Annotated in this window: 15 protein-coding genes; 5 read left to right on the forward strand and 10 right to left on the reverse strand. The window is 72.3% G+C overall.

Going from position 1 to position 19,378, the window contains the following annotated elements; translation table 11 throughout:
* Positions 1-47 precede the first annotated feature (47 nt).
* From GPA10_RS25745 to GPA10_RS41800, 7 genes are read right to left on the reverse strand one after another with little or no spacing between them, the layout of a single operon-like run.
* Positions 48-509, reverse strand: coding sequence for a hypothetical protein (locus GPA10_RS25745; protein ID WP_157167585.1), 462 nt, complete (start codon positions 507-509; stop codon positions 48-50).
* Entirely contained in the window at positions 499-1,764 is a 1,266-nt protein-coding gene (locus GPA10_RS25750) for an Hsp70 family protein (RefSeq protein ID WP_157167586.1), read from the reverse strand. Before GPA10_RS25750 ends, GPA10_RS25745 begins: the two co-directional genes overlap by 11 nt.
* Complete coding sequence (locus GPA10_RS25755; protein ID WP_157167587.1) at positions 1,761-4,046, reverse strand: dynamin family protein; 2,286 nt, start codon at positions 4,044-4,046, stop codon at positions 1,761-1,763. Before GPA10_RS25755 ends, GPA10_RS25750 begins: the two co-directional genes overlap by 4 nt.
* Positions 4,047-4,052: 6 nt before the next feature.
* The gene (locus GPA10_RS25760) at positions 4,053-4,640 is read right to left on the reverse strand and encodes a hypothetical protein (RefSeq protein ID WP_157167588.1); all 588 of its coding nucleotides are present in this window, start codon (positions 4,638-4,640) and stop codon (positions 4,053-4,055) included.
* Positions 4,633-5,169 carry a hypothetical protein gene (locus GPA10_RS25765; RefSeq protein ID WP_157167589.1) on the reverse strand — a complete coding sequence of 179 codons (537 nt, stop codon included), beginning with the start codon at positions 5,167-5,169 and terminating at the stop codon, positions 4,633-4,635. Before GPA10_RS25765 ends, GPA10_RS25760 begins: the two co-directional genes overlap by 8 nt.
* Positions 5,169-5,936, reverse strand: coding sequence for a C39 family peptidase (locus tag GPA10_RS25770; protein WP_157167590.1), 768 nt, complete (start codon positions 5,934-5,936; stop codon positions 5,169-5,171). The genes GPA10_RS25765 and GPA10_RS25770 overlap by 1 nt, the downstream gene beginning before the upstream one ends.
* The gene (locus GPA10_RS41800; RefSeq protein ID WP_198351704.1) at positions 5,933-7,642 is read right to left on the reverse strand and encodes a dynamin family protein; all 1,710 of its coding nucleotides are present in this window, start codon (positions 7,640-7,642) and stop codon (positions 5,933-5,935) included. Before GPA10_RS41800 ends, GPA10_RS25770 begins: the two co-directional genes overlap by 4 nt.
* A gap of 246 nt (positions 7,643-7,888) precedes the next feature.
* Between GPA10_RS41800 and GPA10_RS43775 the strand changes: the two genes are divergently transcribed.
* From GPA10_RS43775 to GPA10_RS25800, 5 genes are all read left to right on the forward strand, one after another.
* Positions 7,889-10,582 carry a CHAT domain-containing protein gene (locus GPA10_RS43775; protein WP_198351705.1) on the forward strand — a complete coding sequence of 898 codons (2,694 nt, stop codon included), beginning with the start codon at positions 7,889-7,891 and terminating at the stop codon, positions 10,580-10,582.
* Between the two features lie 38 nt (positions 10,583-10,620).
* The gene (locus tag GPA10_RS25785) at positions 10,621-10,899 is read left to right on the forward strand and encodes a hypothetical protein (protein ID WP_157167593.1); all 279 of its coding nucleotides are present in this window, start codon (positions 10,621-10,623) and stop codon (positions 10,897-10,899) included.
* 7 nt (positions 10,900-10,906) lie between these two features.
* On the forward strand, positions 10,907-11,548 hold the full coding sequence (locus tag GPA10_RS25790; RefSeq protein ID WP_157167594.1) for a DUF6338 family protein: 642 nt from the start codon (positions 10,907-10,909) through the stop codon (positions 11,546-11,548).
* A gap of 213 nt (positions 11,549-11,761) precedes the next feature.
* Positions 11,762-12,469 carry a hypothetical protein gene (locus tag GPA10_RS25795; protein ID WP_157167595.1) on the forward strand — a complete coding sequence of 236 codons (708 nt, stop codon included), beginning with the start codon at positions 11,762-11,764 and terminating at the stop codon, positions 12,467-12,469.
* Between the two features lie 152 nt (positions 12,470-12,621).
* A complete protein-coding gene (locus GPA10_RS25800; protein WP_157167596.1) occupies positions 12,622-13,197 on the forward strand; it encodes a L,D-transpeptidase in 576 nt (191 codons plus the stop codon).
* A 122-nt stretch (positions 13,198-13,319) separates the two neighbouring features.
* Here the strand turns inward: GPA10_RS25800 and GPA10_RS25805 are convergent, their stop codons facing one another.
* From GPA10_RS25805 to GPA10_RS25815, 3 genes are read right to left on the reverse strand one after another with little or no spacing between them, the layout of a single operon-like run.
* Positions 13,320-16,220 carry an NHLP bacteriocin export ABC transporter permease/ATPase subunit gene (locus GPA10_RS25805; RefSeq protein WP_343041321.1) on the reverse strand — a complete coding sequence of 967 codons (2,901 nt, stop codon included), beginning with the start codon at positions 16,218-16,220 and terminating at the stop codon, positions 13,320-13,322.
* Between the two features lies 1 nt (position 16,221).
* A complete protein-coding gene (locus tag GPA10_RS25810) occupies positions 16,222-18,552 on the reverse strand; it encodes an NHLP family bacteriocin export ABC transporter peptidase/permease/ATPase subunit (RefSeq protein WP_343041322.1) in 2,331 nt (776 codons plus the stop codon).
* Positions 18,549-19,355, reverse strand: a complete 807-nt coding sequence (locus GPA10_RS25815; RefSeq protein WP_343041323.1) for an HlyD family efflux transporter periplasmic adaptor subunit — start codon at positions 19,353-19,355, stop codon at positions 18,549-18,551. The genes GPA10_RS25810 and GPA10_RS25815 overlap by 4 nt, the downstream gene beginning before the upstream one ends.
* Positions 19,356-19,378: the final 23 nt, after the last annotated feature.

Here is a 19,378-nt window from a genome sequence, read left to right on the forward strand (position 1 = left end):
TGCGGGTCGTCCGACGTCACGGTCCCGGACTCCACGGTCCCGCCTTGTCACAGACGGAAGTTCCTGTGGCACCACGTGAACAGATCGCGGGATTCCCGCAGCCACTGGTCAGCCATGGCCCTGAACGAGTTCTGCGGTGCCCAGCAGGCCAGCGGCAGAGTGCGGATACCCATCAGGTAGGGCGACTGCTCGGTGTCGTCCAGGTCGCAGACCGACAGCATGGGCGCGAGCCGCTCGATGTTCCAGGCGTTGGCCGCCGCGGCAGCCAGGGCCAGTTGGTCCTCCTTGAGGTAGCGGTCGTCGGTGGCGAGTACCAGAAGCATGTCGTTGCTCGTGGTCCTGAAGGCGAGCCGGATCTTCCGCTCGGCCTCGGGAAGTTCCAGGTCCAGGGCCACCGAGGACGCGTCGGCCTCGTAGGGGCGGCGCTGCCGGGCCGCCCAGCCGTTGACCAGGCGCCGCCAGTGCGCCCTCAGCTCGAGTGGTTCCTCCGGAGCTGCCTCACCTGGCATCGCGCAACGCCTCCCGCAGCATCCGGCCGCTGAGACCGGCGTCGAGCAGCGCCGTGACCGCAGGTGCCATGCGGTGCGTCCGGGAGGTGCCGGCCGACGGTGGTGCCTCGGCCACGGGGACCGGCGCCCGGTCCCAGGCGTACCAGGCGGCACCGGTGGCCACGGCCAACTCGGGCTCGGACACGGAGAGCACCGTCTGCCCCGAGCGCTCGGCCAGCAGATCGCCGACCATCGGCAGCCGGGAGCTGCCGCCCACGGGCACGATCAGGTCGAGGTCCCCCCACTCCAGGCCGTGCGTCCGCAGCACGCGTTCGCACTCCTCGGCCGTGTCCGACAGCATCGGCCGTACGGCCTCCTTCAAGTCGTGCTGCGTCAAGGTGACCTCGACGGGCGGGTCGAGCATCGTCAAGAGATCGGAGTGCTCGGAGGACACGGACAACTGGTGCTTGTAGGTGGTGCACGCCTCGGCCAGCAGGATCGCGCGGCGCAGCACGCCGGGGTCGTCGGAGCCCGCCGCGGCCCCCCGCAGCGCGGCCACCGCCTCGGGGCAGCGCTTGTGCACCATGGCCAGCACGGCCCGGTCGACGGCGAGCCCGCCCACATCGGCGAGACCGCCGGGCGCGCCGAGTACGGCGAAGCCCTCCGTGCTGCCCCGGGCCACGGCCAGGTCGAAGGTGCCTCCCCCCAGGTCGTAGACGAGGACCGTGCGGTCGCGGTCCATGCCGTGGTCGTGCAGCGCGTACACGGTGGCGGCCACCGGCTCGGTGAGCAACTCGACGGTCTCCGGTGCCAGCCCGGCCGACTCGGCGGCGGCCAGCATCAGCTCGCGCCGGTTGCCCTCCCAGGTAGCCGGTACGGTGATCACCACCCGGGAGGGCGCGGCATCGACGGCGGCCCTGGCCTGCGCCACGAGGAATCCGAGCACTTCCGCCGTCAGTTGCACCGTGGTGAATCGGCGCTCGCCGAGCTGATGCGGGAACGCCTCGCCGAACTCCCTCTTGAACTCCGTCCGGAACCACCCGGGACGCTGCAGACGTGCGTTCACCGCGGCCTGCCCCACCACGGTCGAACCGTCGGGGAGCAGGCACACGGCGCTGCGAACGGACGTAGCACCGTACGGACTCACGGGATCGCGCACCGCCAGCGGCGGATGCCCCCGGCGCAGAACGACCAGGGCGGAGGTCCAGGTGCCGAAATCGATGCCGTAGACAGGACCGTTCCCGGGGTCGCCCACGGCTCCGTCGCTGCTCGTCATGGTGCGTCGAACTGGGTGGGGTCGAACTGCGCGGTGTCGGCCGAAGCGCCCAGCCCGTCGGCCGTCCCGCTCTCGGTCCCGGCCTCGCGGTCCGCGGTCGTGGTCGGCTCGGTGGTGCCGGCGGCCCCCGCAGTGGCGCTCGGATACTGGGCGTCGACGTCCCCGGCCGTGGCACCGCCTGCCGCGGCGTCGCCGGTCGCGGTGCCCTTGGCGATGTCGGCTGCGGGGTGGGTGAGGGCGGCTCCCCGGGCGGCGTCGGCGGCGGCTCCGACAGCCAGATCCGCGGCGACGTCCTTCGCCGCGGCCGCCCCGCGCCTCTCGGGCGGCGGGACCACGGGCCTCCCGGGTGGCGGGGGCTGGGGGCCCGGCCGGGGTGCCGGTACGGCCAGCCGCTCCACGCGGGCACGGAGCCGGTCGAGCTCGCCTTGCAGGCCCCGGTAGCTCTGCTGCCTGGCCCGCAGCTCGCCGCGCCGCCTGGCAAGATCCGCCTTGGTCCGCCCTGTCGCTGTCTGGAGCCTGCGGGCGGATTCCGTCAGCGATTCCTGCTGGGCCGAGATCTGGGCGTTCAGCTCCGCTGTCAGGGACTGGGCGAAGTCCGCGTAGGTCTGGTTGAAGGATTCCGTGGCGTGCCGGCGGCTCGCGGCGATCTCTTGGGCGACCAGCTGAAGCAGCCGCGCCGCGCGTTCCCGTTCCGCGCGCTCACGCAGATCCTGCCGGTGGTTGCGGACCCCGTGCACGAACCCCATCGTCCCCAGGCCAAGAAGCAGCGCGATACCGCTGAAGGGCTCCACGAGCGCGACGACACCGCCCGCGCCGATACCGGCCATCCCGGTGGACCAGCTTGCCCGGAACTGGTCGAAGAACCGGGCCGGACGGACATTGAGCGGAACGGTGGGCACCGCGATGGCAGGGGTGAAGGGCGGCTTCGAGACCTCGGGTGAAGTGAGCTGAAGGCTGGTGCGCTCGGCGAACTCCCGCATGATCTCCACAGCCGTCGCGGCCAGGTGGTCGTGTGCGGCGGCAAGGGCCTTGAGCATGTCGGAAGCCACCTCGCCGACCAGTTCGTCCGCCCCCGGGTCGGCGCCCGCGGTCACCTTCTCCTGATACCGGCGCAGCGCCGCGTCGAACGCACCCTGGAGCGCGGTCCGGGCGGGCCTGGTGTCGAGGTCGAAGCGCCGACGCAGTTCCGTGCGCCACTCGGCGCCGCCCGCGGACAGCTCCCCGAGCCTGGCGGTGGTCTCCGCCACCTCGCGGCGGATACGGTCCAGGGACTCGTCCGACTCCAGCGCCGCCAACTCGTTGACCAGAGGGGAGCCCGCCGTCGCCAAGGCGTCGCACAGACCGTCGAGGGCCCGGCGGAGCTGGACCGCGCCACTGGTGGTGGCAAGGCCTTCCCACAGCGCGTGGTCAAGATCGACGAAGCCGGAGTCGGCGAGGAGCTGGTCGTCGGTGCGGTCCCTGAGCCACTTCAGCTTGCGGAACGCGGAGACGGGGACGATCACCAGACTGTCGGCCGCTCGGCCGGTGCGCCCGGAGATCTTCTCGCGGGCACCGGCGACCACGGGGGCGGCGTCCCTGACCTTGTCGGTCTTGGTGACCGTGGTGATCACCACCTCGCACTTCTCCAGCGCCCGCCCCAGGAAGTCCAGTTCGTAGGTGGCCAGCGGTTCGATGGCGTCGCAGACGAAGACCAGGCCGTCGGCCCGGTCCAGGAAGGAGAGGGTGGCCGCGGTGTGCTCGGGGTTGACGCTGCCGACACCCGGCGTGTCGACCAGCACGAGCCCGGTCTCCAGCTCCGGCACGGGGGCCTGGATCTCCACGAGCTGGACCCGCTTGTGGTTGCGGGGGTTTCCTTGCTCGGTGACGAACTCCGGCAGGCGGTCGAGAGCGATCTCCAGCCGCCGACCGGCGCCCGGTCCGGTGTCTGGTCCGGCGCCCGGTCCTGTGTGCGGTCCGGTGTGCGGTCCTGTGTCCGGGGCACCCAGGTGCACCACGGCTCGCCCATGGGGGCCCCAGGCGAGGGTCGACACCACGCACGTGGCCACGTCCACGTCCACGGGGAACAGCCGGGGCTGTTCCACCAGGGCGTTGAGCAGCGTGGACTTACCACGCTTGTACTCACCGGCCACGACGACATGGCATGTGCCCTGCTCCAGACGGGCCTTGGACTGATCGAGGAGCTCACGCTGCCGGGGCCCCAGCTCGCCGGACAACTCTTCGGTGAGCTTCGGGAACGCTGCCAGAACGTCGGAACGCAGGCGGCTGAAGGCGTTGTCCCGCATGGTCGTTCACCCTTCTTCGGGCAGGTGCCGGTCTTCGGGCAGGTGCCGGCGCAGAAACTTGGGGGCGAGCTGTCGGTAGTAGGGCGTCAGGGACGGCTCCACCAGTTGGCTCAGCAGACCGCTGAACTCTCCGGACCACGTACTGCCGGGCTCCCGGCCGCGTGCGAGGCCGTCGAACAGCTCGTCGTAGAGGTGGAACAGGCGGCTTCGCATGTCCCGGTAGGCCGCGTTCGTCAGTCCCGCGACCGCGGGATGCGGGAAGCGGCCGACAGGGCGCGACCACTCCGTCCGGGACCGGTGCGGCTCCTTGAAGCGCAGGTCGGTGTACTCGACCAGGCGCCGTGTCGACCAATTGAGCGCCGCCGTGGCGAACGGCGGGAAGAGGTCGGCGCCACCGGCCGGGTCGGGACGCAGGGCGAAGAGCGGCAGGCGGACGTAGACCTGGGGCGCGCCGTCCTGGACGACCGGCACCGGGAGCGGCCAGCCGATACCGGCCTCCATGGGGACGAGCTGGCGAAAGGCCCGAGTGCGGCGGAACTCCCGGCACAGCGCCTCGGAGCGCGGGACACCGGGGGTGCCCGGGGCGTCATTCATGGCGTGTGTCACCTTCCTCACTCACCGCACCCGTCGCACAGACCTCGTCCACCTCGTCGACCTCGTCCACCTCGTCGACCTCGTCCACCTCGTCGATGTCGTTCACGTCGTCGATGTCGTTCACGTCATCGACGTCATCCGTCCTGCCCGCCCCGTCCGGCTCCGGCTCGCCGGGCAGGACGTAGGCGACGACCTCCTGCGGGCGCAGCAGCGTCCCACCCCACAGGTAGCCCGGCCGCACCGTCGCCGCGATGGCGTCGCGGAGCTTTCCGCTGGGGGCGGTACGGGTGGCCACCACGCTGTGCCGGGCGGGGTCCACGGTGCCGTGGTCCTCGACCGGAACGACGCCGGACGCCGCGAGGGCGGCGAGCACTTGGCGGCGCACCCAGTCCAGGACCGGGCCGCCGGGAGGGTCGGGTGCCGTGGGCAGTCCGGCGAGCCGGTCCAGGAGCGCGATGAGGGGTGCCGCGGACGCCGGTACGGACGACTGCGCGGCCGGTCGCCGCGTCCCCTCGCCGTCGGCCGCCATCAGCGCACCGCCTGCGACGGGCCCGCGGCGACGAGGAAGTTGCCGGAGTCCTGCCAAGCGCCGAGGAACTCGTCCAGCGGCACCTGCAAACCCTGTCCATCGGGATGGCCGGAGTCGTTGAGGACGACCATCGGACGGGCCGGATCGTTGTTGTCGATGCCGGTGACCCACACGGCGTGGTTGGCGTCCTGCCCGGGGATGCCCGCGGCGTCGCCCACGGGGGTGTCGTCCCCCGGGCCGTGTCCGGCGCTCCAGATCTCGTCCGCGTCCAGGCCGACGATGGCGGCCCCACCCTCGGCGAGCACCCCTTCCAACTGCTCCAGGGACGCGTCCTCCACCTGGCGCACCGGTACGCCGTGCCGCTCCAGCAGATTCCCCAGGTCGTCGGGTGCGGTGCCCGTCCCGTCGAAACCGTCGTTGACAGCGGCCTCCGTGATGAGCTGCTCCTCGCTGATCCGCTGACCCGTCAGGTACTCCAGGACCATGCCCTGGGCGCCGATGGCACAGGCACCCTCGCCTTGGTGCTGCTGCCACACTCCCATCGCCTCGCCGGGGTTGCCGACGACGGCGGCGGGGTCGCCCAGGGCGGGGTCGAAGTTCGGCAGGCCGGGGTCGGCGTCGAGAGAGGGAGTGGCGTCGACGGCTGTCGTGGGGTCGTCGAGGGGGTCCGCCGGATCCGCCGGGCCCGGCGGTTCTTCGCCGGGCGCGGTGTACACCTCCGGTTCGACGCCGGGGTCGGCGCCCGTGTCGTAAGGGTCCCAGCTCATGGATCGCTCCCTCCGCCGTTCTGTCCGGTCCTCGCGCCGTCCCCGTACAGCAGCGCCTGCGCGCGGGCGACCAGGTCCGCCACGCGTTCGTACGAGCGCAGCACCACCCGTGCGACGGTGAGCGTGGGACGGTCGAGCAGTGGATCTCCCGTACGCGCGGCCCAGCGCCCCGCGCGGCGGCGTGCCGTCGCGAGCAGCACGTCCACCGGGGTGCCGGGCGGCAGGCCGAGCCGGTCCGCGCAGCTGGTCCCCCGCTCTCCCGTGATCGCGAGCAACTCGGACACCTCCCGCGCCGTCAGGGTCAGCCCGCCGCGGTAGTACGCGGCCAGCGCGGCGAGTTCGGACGGGCCGGGGTCGGTCACCCGCATGCTCTCCAGCAGATCCGCGACCCGGTCCGCCACGGCGGGCGGCCGCCGGCCCGCCCGCTGAGCCGCGGCCCGCAGCCGGGCCACCTCGTCGGTGATCTCCCGCTGGCCGTGGTCCAGCTTGATCAGTGCCGCCCGGTTGCCGAAGTGCCGCAGGACGAGTTCGCGCAGTTCGGTCACCCCGCTGCGTTCGAGGAGCGACCGGCGCACCGCGTCCTCGCCGAGTCCGTCCCGGAGGAGCCCGCAGGCCAGGAACACCCCCCAGGCCCCCAGGCGGTCCACGAGCGCGGCACGCACCGCCGCGGGCACCGGCAGGTCCGCGTACTCGCGTACACAGAAGAGGTTGACGTCCTCCATCCGGTCCGCGAGCCGCCGCGGAGGCACCTTCGCAAGATCGGCCAGCGGGTCGAAACCGTCCGACGCCATGCACTGCGCTCCGGCCCCGAGCAGGCCCGCGACCGGGACAACGGTGCGGAACACCCGCTGGACGGAAAGCCGTTCCAGATAGGAGTCGGCGATGCGGCGGGCGGCCGCCATCGGGTCGTAGCCGTAGGGGTCGACGGGCATGCCGTCCGGGCCCGTCTCGCCCACCGGGGGCCAGTACTGATCGCTGCGGGAGAGCACCCCGAACGCCTTCAGAGGGCTGACGACCTCCCCGTAGGCGCCGGCGAAGGAGTCCACCGCCTGCTGGTCGGCCCGGCCGAGGCCGCGGCTGAAGACGAAGACGACGGCGTCGGCCCGGTCCATCTCGGAGGCACTGTCGGCGTGCACAGCCCGCACGTCCTGCCCCAGCTCCTTGAGTACCCGTGCCGCCTCGTCACGCTCCACGGGGTCGTCGATGCCGAGAAAGGCAAGGGTGTTGTCGGCATCGGTTCCCTGCACGCTGCCGAGGCCGGGAGTGTCCACGAGCCGGAAGCGGCGCAGCAGGGTACTGGGCGTCCCCACTTCCACCTTCCGCACCGTGCGCAGCAGACGCAGGGCGCCGGGATCGCGCACGGTGAGCTTCGACAGGGCCCCCGGAGCCCATTCCTCCGCCCGGCCGTCCTTGAAGCGGACGAGGAGCCTTCGGCGATCGGCGTGGTGGAACTCGCAGACGTTGAAGGTGAGTTCCAGCTGACCGGTGGCGGAGACCTCCTCACCGAGCAGCGCGTTCACCAGTGTCGACTTGCCGCGCTTGATCTGACCGGCCACCGCCACCCGCATCGGCTGCGCCAGGCGGGCCCGAGCGGCGCGCACCACCGCAGGCAGCTCTCCTGCCTCCGGGTCGGCGGGGCCCACCGCGCGGGCGATCCGGTCGAATGCCTCGCCGTGGGGTGACGCGGGGTCCGGCAGGTCGGACATACCCTCACCACCCCGTGGCCGCGCCATGTGATCCCCCGATGCCGGCTCGGGGTCGAGGCTCGCCCCGGGTCCGGCCAGTCCAGCGTGGCAGTCCCGCGGATCGCGGGGGAGGGGTTGACGGCAACTGTCCTCACCCTGGGGCGCATGGTGGTGGACAAGGGGCGTAGGGCTGGATGGCGCGCGCTCGGGCGGCGCCCTGAGCGTATTCCCCCTCCACCCGGGTCGGTCGTACGGTGGTTGCTCTGGGTGATCGGGGGATACCGGGTGGAGGACCACGACCCGGCAGCGCGCTGCTGGGAACTGTCGATGGAGTACTGGCGGGCAGCGGGCGCCGGGCTGCCGACCGGGCAGCTCTTCGCGCGACTGGTCGAGCACGGACGGCTGGCACTGGTGGCGGCCCGGCGGGGTGCCGGCTCCGCCACTCCCGTCCCCTACACGGAGGCGGACGTCGCCGGTGTGCTGCTCGACGCGTACGGCCGCGAGGTGACCGTGCGGCAAACCGGGGGCTGGACGTATCAGCAGGTCAGGTCCCACTGGGCCGCTGCCGATGAGTTCACCCCCTTCGTGGGGCCGGACAAGTTGCGGCACCATCTGGCGGGCAGGGCGCAGTACGAGCTGGGGGCAGGCAGAGCCGACGAGGCGCTCGCCCTGGTGGACGAGGCCGACCGGCTGCCGTGCGCATCCCCGGCCGGCGCCCTCGCGGACTACGCGCACGGCGATCTGCGCGCGCTGCGGGCCGCGGCCCTGCATCAGCTGTACGACTCGGACACCGCCCTCGACGTCCTGGCCCCGCTGGAAGCCGAGCTCGCTGGCCTGCTCCCCGAGGGGCCGGTGCTCGCCACCGACGACGAGGCGGCACGCCGCCTCCAAGAGGAGTTCGCACGGCGCGGGGGCGGCGCGGCGGCCCTCGCGCACGCTCTGGAAGCCTCTGCCGTCTACCACCAGATCCTGGACACCAAGGCGGGCGCGCTGCGGGACAGCGGCCATCCGGCGGCGGCCGAACAGGCGTACCTGCTGCTGATGCCGCTCCACACGGCGTCCGGGCTGCCGGAGGCCGGCCACGTCCAGCTGGCCCGCGTCGCGCTGGACCAGGGGGAGACGGAGCGCGCGCGACGCTACCTCGACTTTGCCGCGCCGTTGTTCGAGGCCCCCGGCGGGAGCGACCTGACATCGATGCGCGCCCATCTGCGGCTGGCCCGCGGCGCGGTGTACTGCCGTATGAGAGCCGAGGCGGCCCGGCAGTCCAGCCGCCACCGTGAGGCCCTCACCTGGTGCGACCGTGCCGAGACCTTCATGGCGGACCGCCCTGACGCCTCCCACGACGCGATGGTGCAGGCCGAGCGGGGCAGGGCCTATCGCGCTCTGGGGAACCGCAACGGCGCGGCACAGGCGTACCTGCGGGCGGCCCGTGCCCTCGACCGGGTACTGCGGGTGCCCCTGGGCCACCGCTTCGACACGCTCCATCTCCGGTACCGCAGGCCGGTGTTCGAGGAGGCGCTGGCTGTCGCCGAGGAGTCGGGCCGCGCGCGCCTGGCCGCGGTGGTCACCGATCTGCTGAAGGCGCGGGCCTTCTCCGCCCGCCTCTCCCTGGCGCGCTCGGCCGGTCCTGCCGTGCGGGACGAGCGGGGCGGCCCGGACAGGGCACGCTTCGCCGAGCTGACCGGAGCGATCACCCGAGCCGAGGGCCGGGGTTCGATGGCAGAGGCCCACCGGCTGTACGAACAGCGGGCCGCGTTGCTCCTCAAGATCCGCGCGGTGGACTCCCGCTGGCATCTGATCAGGGACGATCCACCCTTCGACCCGGCGACGCTGACGGGCTACCTGGCGGCGTACGGAGGCGGCCCACCGGACGGCAGGGGCCGCTGCGTCGCCCTGAGCCTCTACGAACGTCCCGGCGCCGTCCTCGCGCTCCTGGCCACCCCGGACGGCTGCCTGCGGATGGGGACCCGCCGCCTCGCCAAGGGCACCCGCCGTGCCCTCGACGCGTACCAGCGCATGCTCGACGCACCGGTGCAGCCCCCCGAGGAACTGGATTTCTGGGGCCGCAACGGAATCGGGCTCGCCGATCTCGTCCCGACGGCGCTGGCCGACGAGATCGCGGCCGGCGGCACCTGCCTGCTGTCGCCGCACGGCCGCCTGCACGCTCTTCCCTGGACGGTGGTACGCCACAGGGGCCGCCATCTGGTCCGGGACACCGCGCTCGGCATCGTCCCGAACCTGGCCTGCGTACCGGCACTCGACCACCGGACCGATCTGCCTCTCCAGGTGGCCCTGCTGGGAGTGACCGAGCCTCCCGCGGGCAGCGTGCCGATCCCGCAGGTGGGCCGGCTCGTGCAGGTCCTGGCCCGATTCCTGGGGCCTGAGAGGCTGCTCGGGGATCCGGTCGTCGGCAAGGCCGCCGACACCGCCGCCCTGCGGGCCCTGCTGGACTCCGGTCCGCCGCCTGCCGACCGGACGGCCGTGTTGCAGATCGCCACGCACGGCGTCCGCAACCCGGGGGCGCCCTTGCGCGCGGGCGTGCAGATGACCGACGGCGAGGTCGAGACGGGTGACATCCTCATGGGGCGCATGTGCTTCGAGGAGGTCGTCCTCACCGCGTGCAGCACCAGCTTCCGCGCGGCGGCCGACCTCGGCGGCGGGCACGGGGCGCTCGCCGGGCCGCCCCCGTCGGCGCCACAGCCCCTGGAACTTGCCGGAGACGTCGCCAACGCGCTGGTCCACGCCTTCCACGAGGCGGGCGCCGCGTTCGTGCTCGCAAGCCCGATACCGGTGCGTTCACGACTCGCCAGCCACCACTCCCTGACGTGGTTCGCCCACCGGGCGGCGGGCCGCGCCCCGCTGGAGGCTGCCCGGCGCACCGCCGTGGAACTGCTGGACGCCGACGACGCGCCACGGCAGGTCGGAAACTGGGCCGGGATCACGGCCTATGGAGCTCGATGACCCATGACCCATGACCCATGACCCATGACCCATGACCCATGACTCAAGACCCCTGGGGGACGACGATGACGGAGAGCACACCGACACCGGAAGAAGCGGCGGGGACGCTGCGCGACGAGTTCGACGAGTTCGATGAGGCCGACGGGGGCGGCGGGGTCAGCGAGCAGGCCGAGTCCGCCCCGAGCGCCGCGCGGTCGGAGAAGGACGACCCGGACGCGGCCGACCCACCGCTCGGCGTCTCCAAGGGCAAGTGGACTCCCGCGGACCGCCCGCCTCCGCCGCCGGGCCCGCCCTCCGCCCCGCCGCAGTCCGCCTGACCGGCCCGTGCCCTCGGGGCTGCTCGGGCTCCTGGCGCTGCTGTTCGTGGCAGTGCCCGGCCATCTCTACCTGGTGCGCTACGAGCGCCACAGCCTGCGCGAGCGACCGGGCGCCGCCCGCGAGATCACGGAACTGTTCGCGGTGGGCACCTTCGGGACGCTGGCCGCGGTGGCTGGCGTCCTGGTGCTCGCCGAGGCGGTTCCCGGCCTCGCCACCCTTGAAGGCGCGGCGTCCGGCGGGGCCTACCTCCGCGCGCACCCCTGGCACCTGGCGCGCTCCGGCATCCTGGCCCTCACCGTCAGTACGCTCGCCTGCGCGGCCCTCGGCGAGCTCCGCGGCCGCCGCAACGGCGGCACCTGGTCGAACGCCCCCGGGACCGTGTGGTCGGAACTCCTCAAACCCTCCCGTGGCGAGGCCGACCCCGAGGTGCACATCCTGATGGACGACGGCACCCGGGTCCACGGAAGCGGCCACATGGTCTCCGACGAGCGGGACCCCTTCTTCCGTGACGTGGCCCTCCACCACCCCATCGTGATCCATCCCGCGGACGCGGAACAGCCGCAGCCCTCGGACGCGGATTACGTGATCATCCCTGGCGGGCACATCCGGCTCATTCAGATCACCACGGTACGGACGCACCGGCACTGAACAAGAACGCACGGACACTGAGCGCCGAACCAGTCGGGTCATTACACAGACCCAAAGGATGTTGTCAACCTGGTTCCTTGAAATCCTTTCCGTCGATTTTCCGCTGCTACATTGTCATCTCCGCAGCGGCGCATCGGAAATCGACGACGTAGGTCGCTGTCCTGCCGTACAGATTCTTGCGCAGCTGTCCGAGCTCCATGAAAGGCGACAGTCATGGCACAGCGACTGATTCGTATGGTCGAGCGCACCGCCGGGGTGGTCCGGTTACGCGACAGTATTCCACTGGCGTGCCGGGAGTCGCTGACGGTGGGGCGGTCGGGGGACATCCTGGCAGGAGTGGGACCGGCCGATGCCTGGGTGTCACGACGTGCCTTGGTCATCACTGCCGCGCACCGTGGCTGGCGACTTCGTCCGGAGCATCGCCACGGCGTTGAACTGCACATCTGGGGTATGCCGCCGCGACGCATCCGCCATCTTGAGAGAGTTTTCTTCGAGCCGCGTGTGGCTGTGCGAATAGTCGGTGGTGCGGACACGGAATGCTGGGCTCTCCTGGAAGGGGGCGGAAAGCGCGATGTGGATTTCGTGGGCTGCGTGGATGCGTACACGGAAATCGGCGACCTGCCCCCGCCGCTGACTCCGCGCGAGGAAGCGGCGCTGCGTGAGGTCTTCCGTGAATTTCTGGCCTGGCCGCCGGAACTCCGCCCCGTGCCGGTTCCTCTCAAGCAAGTCGCACGCAGATTCGGCATTTCGACGAGTGCGGTCCGGGTGCGGCTGGACGGAGCCCGCCACAAGGCCGAGATCCTCGGCTTTCCGCAGCCGCCTTCCGTGATCCGCCCCGATGTCCTGCACGGCTTGGTCCAAGCCGGTTATCTCGAATTCTCCGAACAGCACCTCGACCTGTCGCTGCGGCTGAGCGGCTGAGATCCGCCCCGTCGATACCACCGCCGGGCGCCCCGGCCAGCCCTGCGCCGGAGCAGGCTACCGGTGGGCGGGCGCCGCTGGACTACTGGAGTCCGAACGGCGGCCGCAGCGGTCGCCGTCGGCCACACAGGAGGAGCAGCACTGTGCCCATCATGGCCATCGTCCGACGATCCGCAGCCACATCTGTGGCGATCACCACTCTCGCCGGCGGGCTGATGCTCGGCGCGACCACGCCCGCCGCGACGGCGTCAGCGGCACCCGCGGCAGCCGGCAGCCACTACCTGAAGTTCGACAAGAACCAGCGCAATCAGACGAACTCGGCGCTGTACCTGATGAAGCGCGCCTCAGGACCGGACAAGGTGATCAAGAAGTACCGTGCCGGCTCCGGTGTCACCAGGAACTCGTGCACCCGCTTCAAGGGCTGGTTGCCCAACGGCACCTACACGGTCCAGTTCCAAGCGAAACGCTACAACGGCAGCCTCATCAAGGGCTACGTCATCAAGATCTCGGACAAGCGGTGCCCCGGTGGCACCCTGCGCAACGATCTGTTCATCCACAGCGAGATGACCCGCAACGGCGGCCAGGGAGCAACCGAACCCACCCGCTGGGACGGCCCCTCGGACTACAAGTCCAACGGCTGCATCAAGCTCCGTCCTTCCGACATCAAGAACCTCTTCGCCACCGCCGACCGCAGGGGATGGCCGACGAAGCTCACGGTCGTCAACTAGACCGGCCGGATCCGAACACGCAGGAGCGCCGCCGGGCCGTCCCGGCGGCGCGCCCCCGCTCATCGGCAGCCGCCCGCGCGGAGTGTGGCCCCACCGCTCACTTCGGGCAAAGCCCCGGCGCCTCACCGCAGTTGTCGTCGTACCAGTTCGTGCAGGTGTCCACCCGTGTCAGCCAACAGCTGCGCGGGTGGGCCCTGTTGCACGATGCGGCCCTGCGTCATGACGACGACGCGGTCCGCGTCCATGACGGTGGAGAGGCGGTGGGCTATGACGACGCGGGTGGCGTCGAGGGCGCGGGTGTTGTCCATGACCGTGCGCTGTGTCTCGTTGTCCAGGGCGCTGGTCGCCTCGTCGAAGAAGAGGACGCGGGGGCGGCGGATCAGGGCCTGGGCGATCATCAGGCGCTGGCGCTGGCCGCCGGAGACCGCCCCGCCGCCGGAGATCATCGTGTGCAGGCCCATCGGCATGCGCTCGATGTCCTCGGCGAGGCCCGCCATCGCGGCGGCCTCCCACACCTCCTCCTGTGTGAACGACTCCGCGCCGCAGACGCACTCGAGGATCGAGCCGGTGAGCGGCTGCGCGTTCTGCAGGACCACGCCGCACTGGCGGCGCACCGCCGACTGGTCCAGGGCCGACAGGTCCTGGCCGTCGTAGAGCACGCTGCCCGCGACGGGCTCGTCGAAGCCGATGAGGAGGCGGAGCAGCGTCGACTTGCCGCAACCGCTCGGTCCGACGACGGCGACGAACTCGCCGGGGCGGATCGTGAGGGACACGTCGTCGAGGACCAGGGGGCCGTCGTCGCTGTAGCGGAACGACACGGAGCGCGCCTCGACGGCGCCCTGGAGCTCGCCCGGCTGCGCGCTCCCGGTGCGCACCTCCGGTACCGCGTCGAGCACCGGCTTGATCTGCTCGAACATCGGCAGCACCGCGGCCGCCGAGAGCAGCGCGCCGGTGAGTTGCGTGACGGAGGTGAGGAGCATCGTCACGGCGGTGCTGAAGGTGAGGAACTCACCCGCGGTCAGGCTGCCGCGGGCCGGTCCCGCGAGCAGCACGAACATGACGAGCGTACAGAGCGGCAGGTACACCGCGTTCAGGACGGTGGTGACGTTCTTGATGCGCCCCGCGCGCCGCTGGAGCCCCCGGCTGCGCGCGAACTCCCCGGCCCACGCGGCGTACGCGTAGCTCTCCGCCCCGGCGACACGGAGCTTGGGCAGGCCGCGCAGGGTCTGGAAGGCCTGGTTGTTGAGCTTGTTGCCCAGTTCCACCAGGCGGCGCTGCCAGCGCAGTTCACGCAGGCCGAGGGCGAGGAGGACGGCGGCGACGACGGCGAGCATCGCGAGCGCGGCCAGGGCGAGCGGAACGCTGTACACGAGCAGCAGGACCACGTTCATGGCGCCGATCGAACCGGCCTGCAGGGCGACGGGACCGATCCCCGACAGGACCCGGCGGATCGCGCTGACGCCCATCGCGGCGCTCGCCAGTTCCCCCGTCGAGCGGGACGCGAAGAAGCGCGTGGGCAGCCTCAGGAGCCGGTCCCAGACGGCGGGCTGGAGCGTGCTCTCCATGCGTCCCTCCATCCGCAGGACGGTGAGGTTCTGGAGCAGCGTGAACGCCGCGGAGACGATGCCGGAGACCATGACGGCCAGGGACACCTGGACGATGAGGTCCCGCTCCGCGTTCGGCACGAGGACTCCGAGCACCTGCCCGGTCGCGATCGGCACCAGCGCGCCGATCGCGACCGTCAGCAGCGAGGCAAGGGCGAGCCGGCGCACGTCGCCGCCGCTGCCGCGCAGGCCGAAGCGCGCGAGCCGCCAGAGCGTCGACGCCCCGTCCGGCAGGGGGCGGTAGAACATGACGGCCCGCGGTGCAAACCCGCCTGCGTTGTCCGCGCCGACGCGGACGCGCCGCCCGGACGTGGGGTGCACCGACTCGTAGCCACCGCGACGCCACAGCAGGGCCACCGGCGCACCGCTCGCGGCCCGGTGCCCCACCAGCGGACCCGCGTTCTCGCGCCACCAGCGGCCGTCGAGCCGCACCGCGCGGGTACGGACCCGGGCGGCCACCGCGATCCGCTCCACCGGGTCGGTCCGGTCGCCCGCCCCGCCGCCCGCCGCGCTCTCCGGGGAGGCGGCGAGCGTGATGCCCGCCGCCTCCGCGACCAGACGGCAGGCCGCGTACGTGGCGTCGTGCCCTCCACGGCACTCCGCGGCCCGCGCACCGCGCGCCCCCGAGCGGCCCATGGAGGCGATCAGTGTCCTGTCGGCCTGCTCACGGACGTTCTTGCCCGCCTTGATACCGGCCGCCGTACGGTCCTCGTGGGCCCGCTCCAGACGTTCGATCCAGCGGTCGAGGGCGGCGAGGAGCCGGTACTGCTGGTTGACCATGCGCTGCCACAGCGCCGCGTCCACGAGCAGATCGCCCGCGGCCTGCGCGCTGTAGGCGGCGCCGTACCGCACGCTGCCCGGGGCGACCGGCATCCACAGGACGTCGTCGGTGGCGGCGCCGTCAGGGGCGTCGTCGGGGACGCCGGGCACGGCGCCCGTGCCGCGCCCGTCGAGCGGCGCCTCGAACAGGACCTGGTGGCCGCGTCCGATGCCGAGCGCGAAGGCGTGCTCCAGGAGGCTCAACGCCGCGTCCTCGGTGTCGTACCGGCTCGGGTACCGCTCCTCGTACGGCCAACTCCCGCCCTGATCGGGGCGGTACAGCTCGCGCAGCGGGATCCGGCGCAGCACGCAGCCGTGCAGGGGGCGGCCGACGAGGGTGTGCTGGGGGCCCTCGACGGGGCCGAGGAGCAGGGTGCCCGGTTCGGCGCGGCCGAGGTAGTGCCAGTGTCCCTGCTGCGCGGCGTCGACGGCGAACAGGTCGAGCGCGCCCGCCGCCACGAGCCACAGCACCTGCGGACCCTCCAGGTGCACGCTGCGCAGCTCCGCGCAGTCCACCGGCGTGCCGAGGGCGCCGAAGGCGGCGGCGACCGTGTCGTCCGCGGAGGCGGAGTACCCGTGCTGCTGGGGTGCGGTGGCCACCTCAGTGCTCCTTGACGAGGTGGGCGTAGGGGCCGCCCGCGGCGACGAGGTGTTCGTGCCGGCCGCGCTCCACGATCCGGCCGTGGTCCAGGACGACGATCTCGTCGCTGTCGCGCACGGTGCTCAGGCGGTGCGCGATGACGACGCAGGCACAGCCGCGGCGGCGCAGATTGTCGATGACGACCTGTTCGGTCCCGGCGTCGAGGGCGCTGGTCACCTCGTCGAGCACGAGGACGCTCGGGCGGCGCACCAGGGCCCGCGCGATCTCCAGGCGCTGGCGCTGCCCGCCGGAGAAGTTCCGCCCGTCCTGCTCGACCCGGCCGTGGATGCCGCCGGGCCTGCGGGCCACGACCTCGTACAGGCAGGCGTCCTTCAGGGCGGCGACGACGGCGTCGTCGGGAATCGACGGGTCCCAGAGGGCGACGTTGTCGCGGACCGTGCCCTCGAAGAGGAAGACGTCCTGGTCGACGAAGGAGACGGAGGCACGGAGCGCGCCGCGCGGAATGTCCTCCAGCCGCTGCCCGTCGATGCGGATGGTGCCTTCCCACGGGCTGTGGAGCCCGGACAGCAGCCGCGACACGGTCGACTTGCCGCTGCCGGAGCCGCCGACGAGCGCGACCTGCTGCCCGGGGCCGACCGACAGGGAGAAACCCGTCAGGAGCGGCTTGTCGAGGGGGCTGTAGCCGAAGGTGACGTCGTCGAGGGTGACGTGGCCCTTGAGGCGCCGCGTGCTCGTCGCCGTCGCGGTACGGGAGTAGAGCGGGTCGACGGGGAAGTTCTCGACGTCCTTGAGGCGGGCGACGTCGGCGGCGAAGTCCTGGACGCGTCCTGCGACGCCGTTCAGGCGGGTCAGGGGCGCGGTGAAGCGGGTCACCAGCGCCTGGAAGGCGACGAGCAGCCCGACCGACAACTGCCCCTCGACGGCCCGCAGACCGCCGATCCACAGGATCAGCGCGCTGTTCAGCGTCGCGAGGGTCGGCGCGACCACACCGAGCCAGGCGCTCGGCACCCCGAGGCGTCGCTGCTCGTCCAGCGTGGTGGCGTGCTGGCCCGCCCAGCGCCGGAACCAGCCGTCCTCGCCTCCGGTCGCCTTCATGGTCTCGATGAGGTGCAGCCCGGTGTACGAGGTGGTGGTGAGCTTGGCGCTGTCGGCGCGCAGCTTCTGGGTGCCGGTGGCGCGCAGCCGTACGACGACGCGCATCGCCACGACGTTCAGCAGGGCGACGCCGACGCCGACAAGGGTGAGCTGCGGATCATAGGTCCACAGCAGCGCCGCGTAGAGGAGGACGACGACGCCGTCGACCCCGGCGGCGGTGAGGTCGCGGGCGAGGGTCTCGGCGACCGCGTCGTTGGACGCCAGGCGCTGTACGAGGTCGGCGGGGCTGCGCTGGGCGTAGAACGTGACGGGCAGGCGCAGCAGATGGCGCAGGAAGCGGGCGCTGCCGAGGGTGGAGGAGATGATGCGGCCGCGCAGCAGATTCGCCTGTTGCAGCCAGGTGAGGACGACGGTGAGCGCGACCGCCGCGCCCATCGCCGCGAACAGGGCGCCCAGCAGCGAGGTCTGCCGCCCGATAAGGAACAGGTCGATGTACGTCCGGCTGAGCGCGGGCAGGGCCGCGCCGACCGCGACGAGCAGCAGGCTGGCGAGGAGCGCGGCGAGTATCGTGCCCGTGGTGCCGCGCAGCCGCGCGGGCAGTGCCTTGAGGACGCCGGGCCTGCGGCCTCCGGGACGGAAGTCCGCGCCCGGTTCGAGGACCAGGACGACACCGGTGAAGCTGGTGTCGAAGTCGTCGGCGGGCACGAAGCGGCGGCCCTTGTCCGGGTCGTTGATGTACACGCCCCGGCGGCCGAGGCGGCGCCCCGTGCCGTCGTAGACGACGTAGTGGTTGAACTCCCAGAAGAGGATCGCGGGCGCCTCGACCTCGGTGAGCGCGGCGGGTTCCATCTGCATGCCCTTGGCCGTGAGGCCGTAGCCGCGCGCCGCCTTGAGGACGTTGCTCGCCCGGGAGCCGTCGCGGGACACTCCGCACGCGATGCGCAGCTCCTCCAGGGGGACGTGCCGTCCGTGGTGGGCGAGGACCATGGCGAGGGCGGCGGCCCCGCACTCCACGGCCTCCATCTGTAGGACGGTGGGTGTACGGACGGTGCGCGGCCGCCTCCGCCTCGGCGTGGGACGCGGCGCCCGGCGGCGGCCGCGCCGCGGGGGTTCCGGGCGGTGGCGGCGTCGGCCCCCGGGCGGCGGCTGTCGGCGCGAGGGGCCCGCGGGAGAGGGGGACGAGGAGGAAGAGGGGGACGAGGAGGGAGAGGGAGATGAGGGGAGGGGTGCGGTCACGGAAGCAGCCAATCGATCGGGCGCTGCTCGGCGAGGTGGAAGGCGCCGGTGGCCGGGGTCAGTGAGGTGAGCGCGAAGGGCGGCCCGCCGGAGGTCGACCAGGCATAACCGGACCTGGTGCGCGAGGACTTGTCGAGCCGTACGAGAACGGCGACGGGCGCCCCGTCCCTCGTGAACCGTCCTGCCAGTTCCTTGTCACCGAGGAAGCCGGTGATCCGCTGCCTGCTCTGCGCCGTCCGCCCGATGGCCTGTACCCGGCCGCGCAGCGTCCCGTACCGCTCCGCGGGCACGGTCTGGACGGTGAGATCCACCGATGCGCCGACGGGGACGCCTGCCGCGCTGTCGACGGGCACGTAGAACATGGCGTGGAGCGGGTCGTCGGTGTCGGTCACGCGTTCCAGGGTCGCGACGTCGGCGCCGGTGGTGACCACCGTGCCGATCCTCGCCACGAGCGTGGACAGGCGGCCCGCCGCGAGCACGCGGACGACCTTGTCGCCCCGGTCCGTACGGACTTCGAGGACCGGGGCGCCCGCGGTGAGGTGTTCGCCCTCGTCGGCGCGTACGCGGGTGACCTGTCCGGTGACGGGGCTCTGCAGGACGTAGCTGCCCTTGCCGTACGTGAGGACTCCGGGCGCCCGGAGCGTCGAGGAGACCGATCCGGTCACGGCCCAGACGCCCGCGGCGGCCATGACGAGGACGGTGACGACGAGCACGAGCAGGCCCTGCGGGCGGGCGTGGCGCACCGGCACGTCGAGTTCCTCGGGCGACCGCAGCTTGGACAGGGCCTGTTGGCGGAACTGCACGGAACGCTTCCCTCGCTGTGCCT

The sequence above is a fragment of the Streptomyces typhae genome (genome assembly GCF_009755605.1).
In the GTDB taxonomy this organism is placed as follows: domain Bacteria; phylum Actinomycetota; class Actinomycetes; order Streptomycetales; family Streptomycetaceae; genus Streptomyces; species Streptomyces typhae.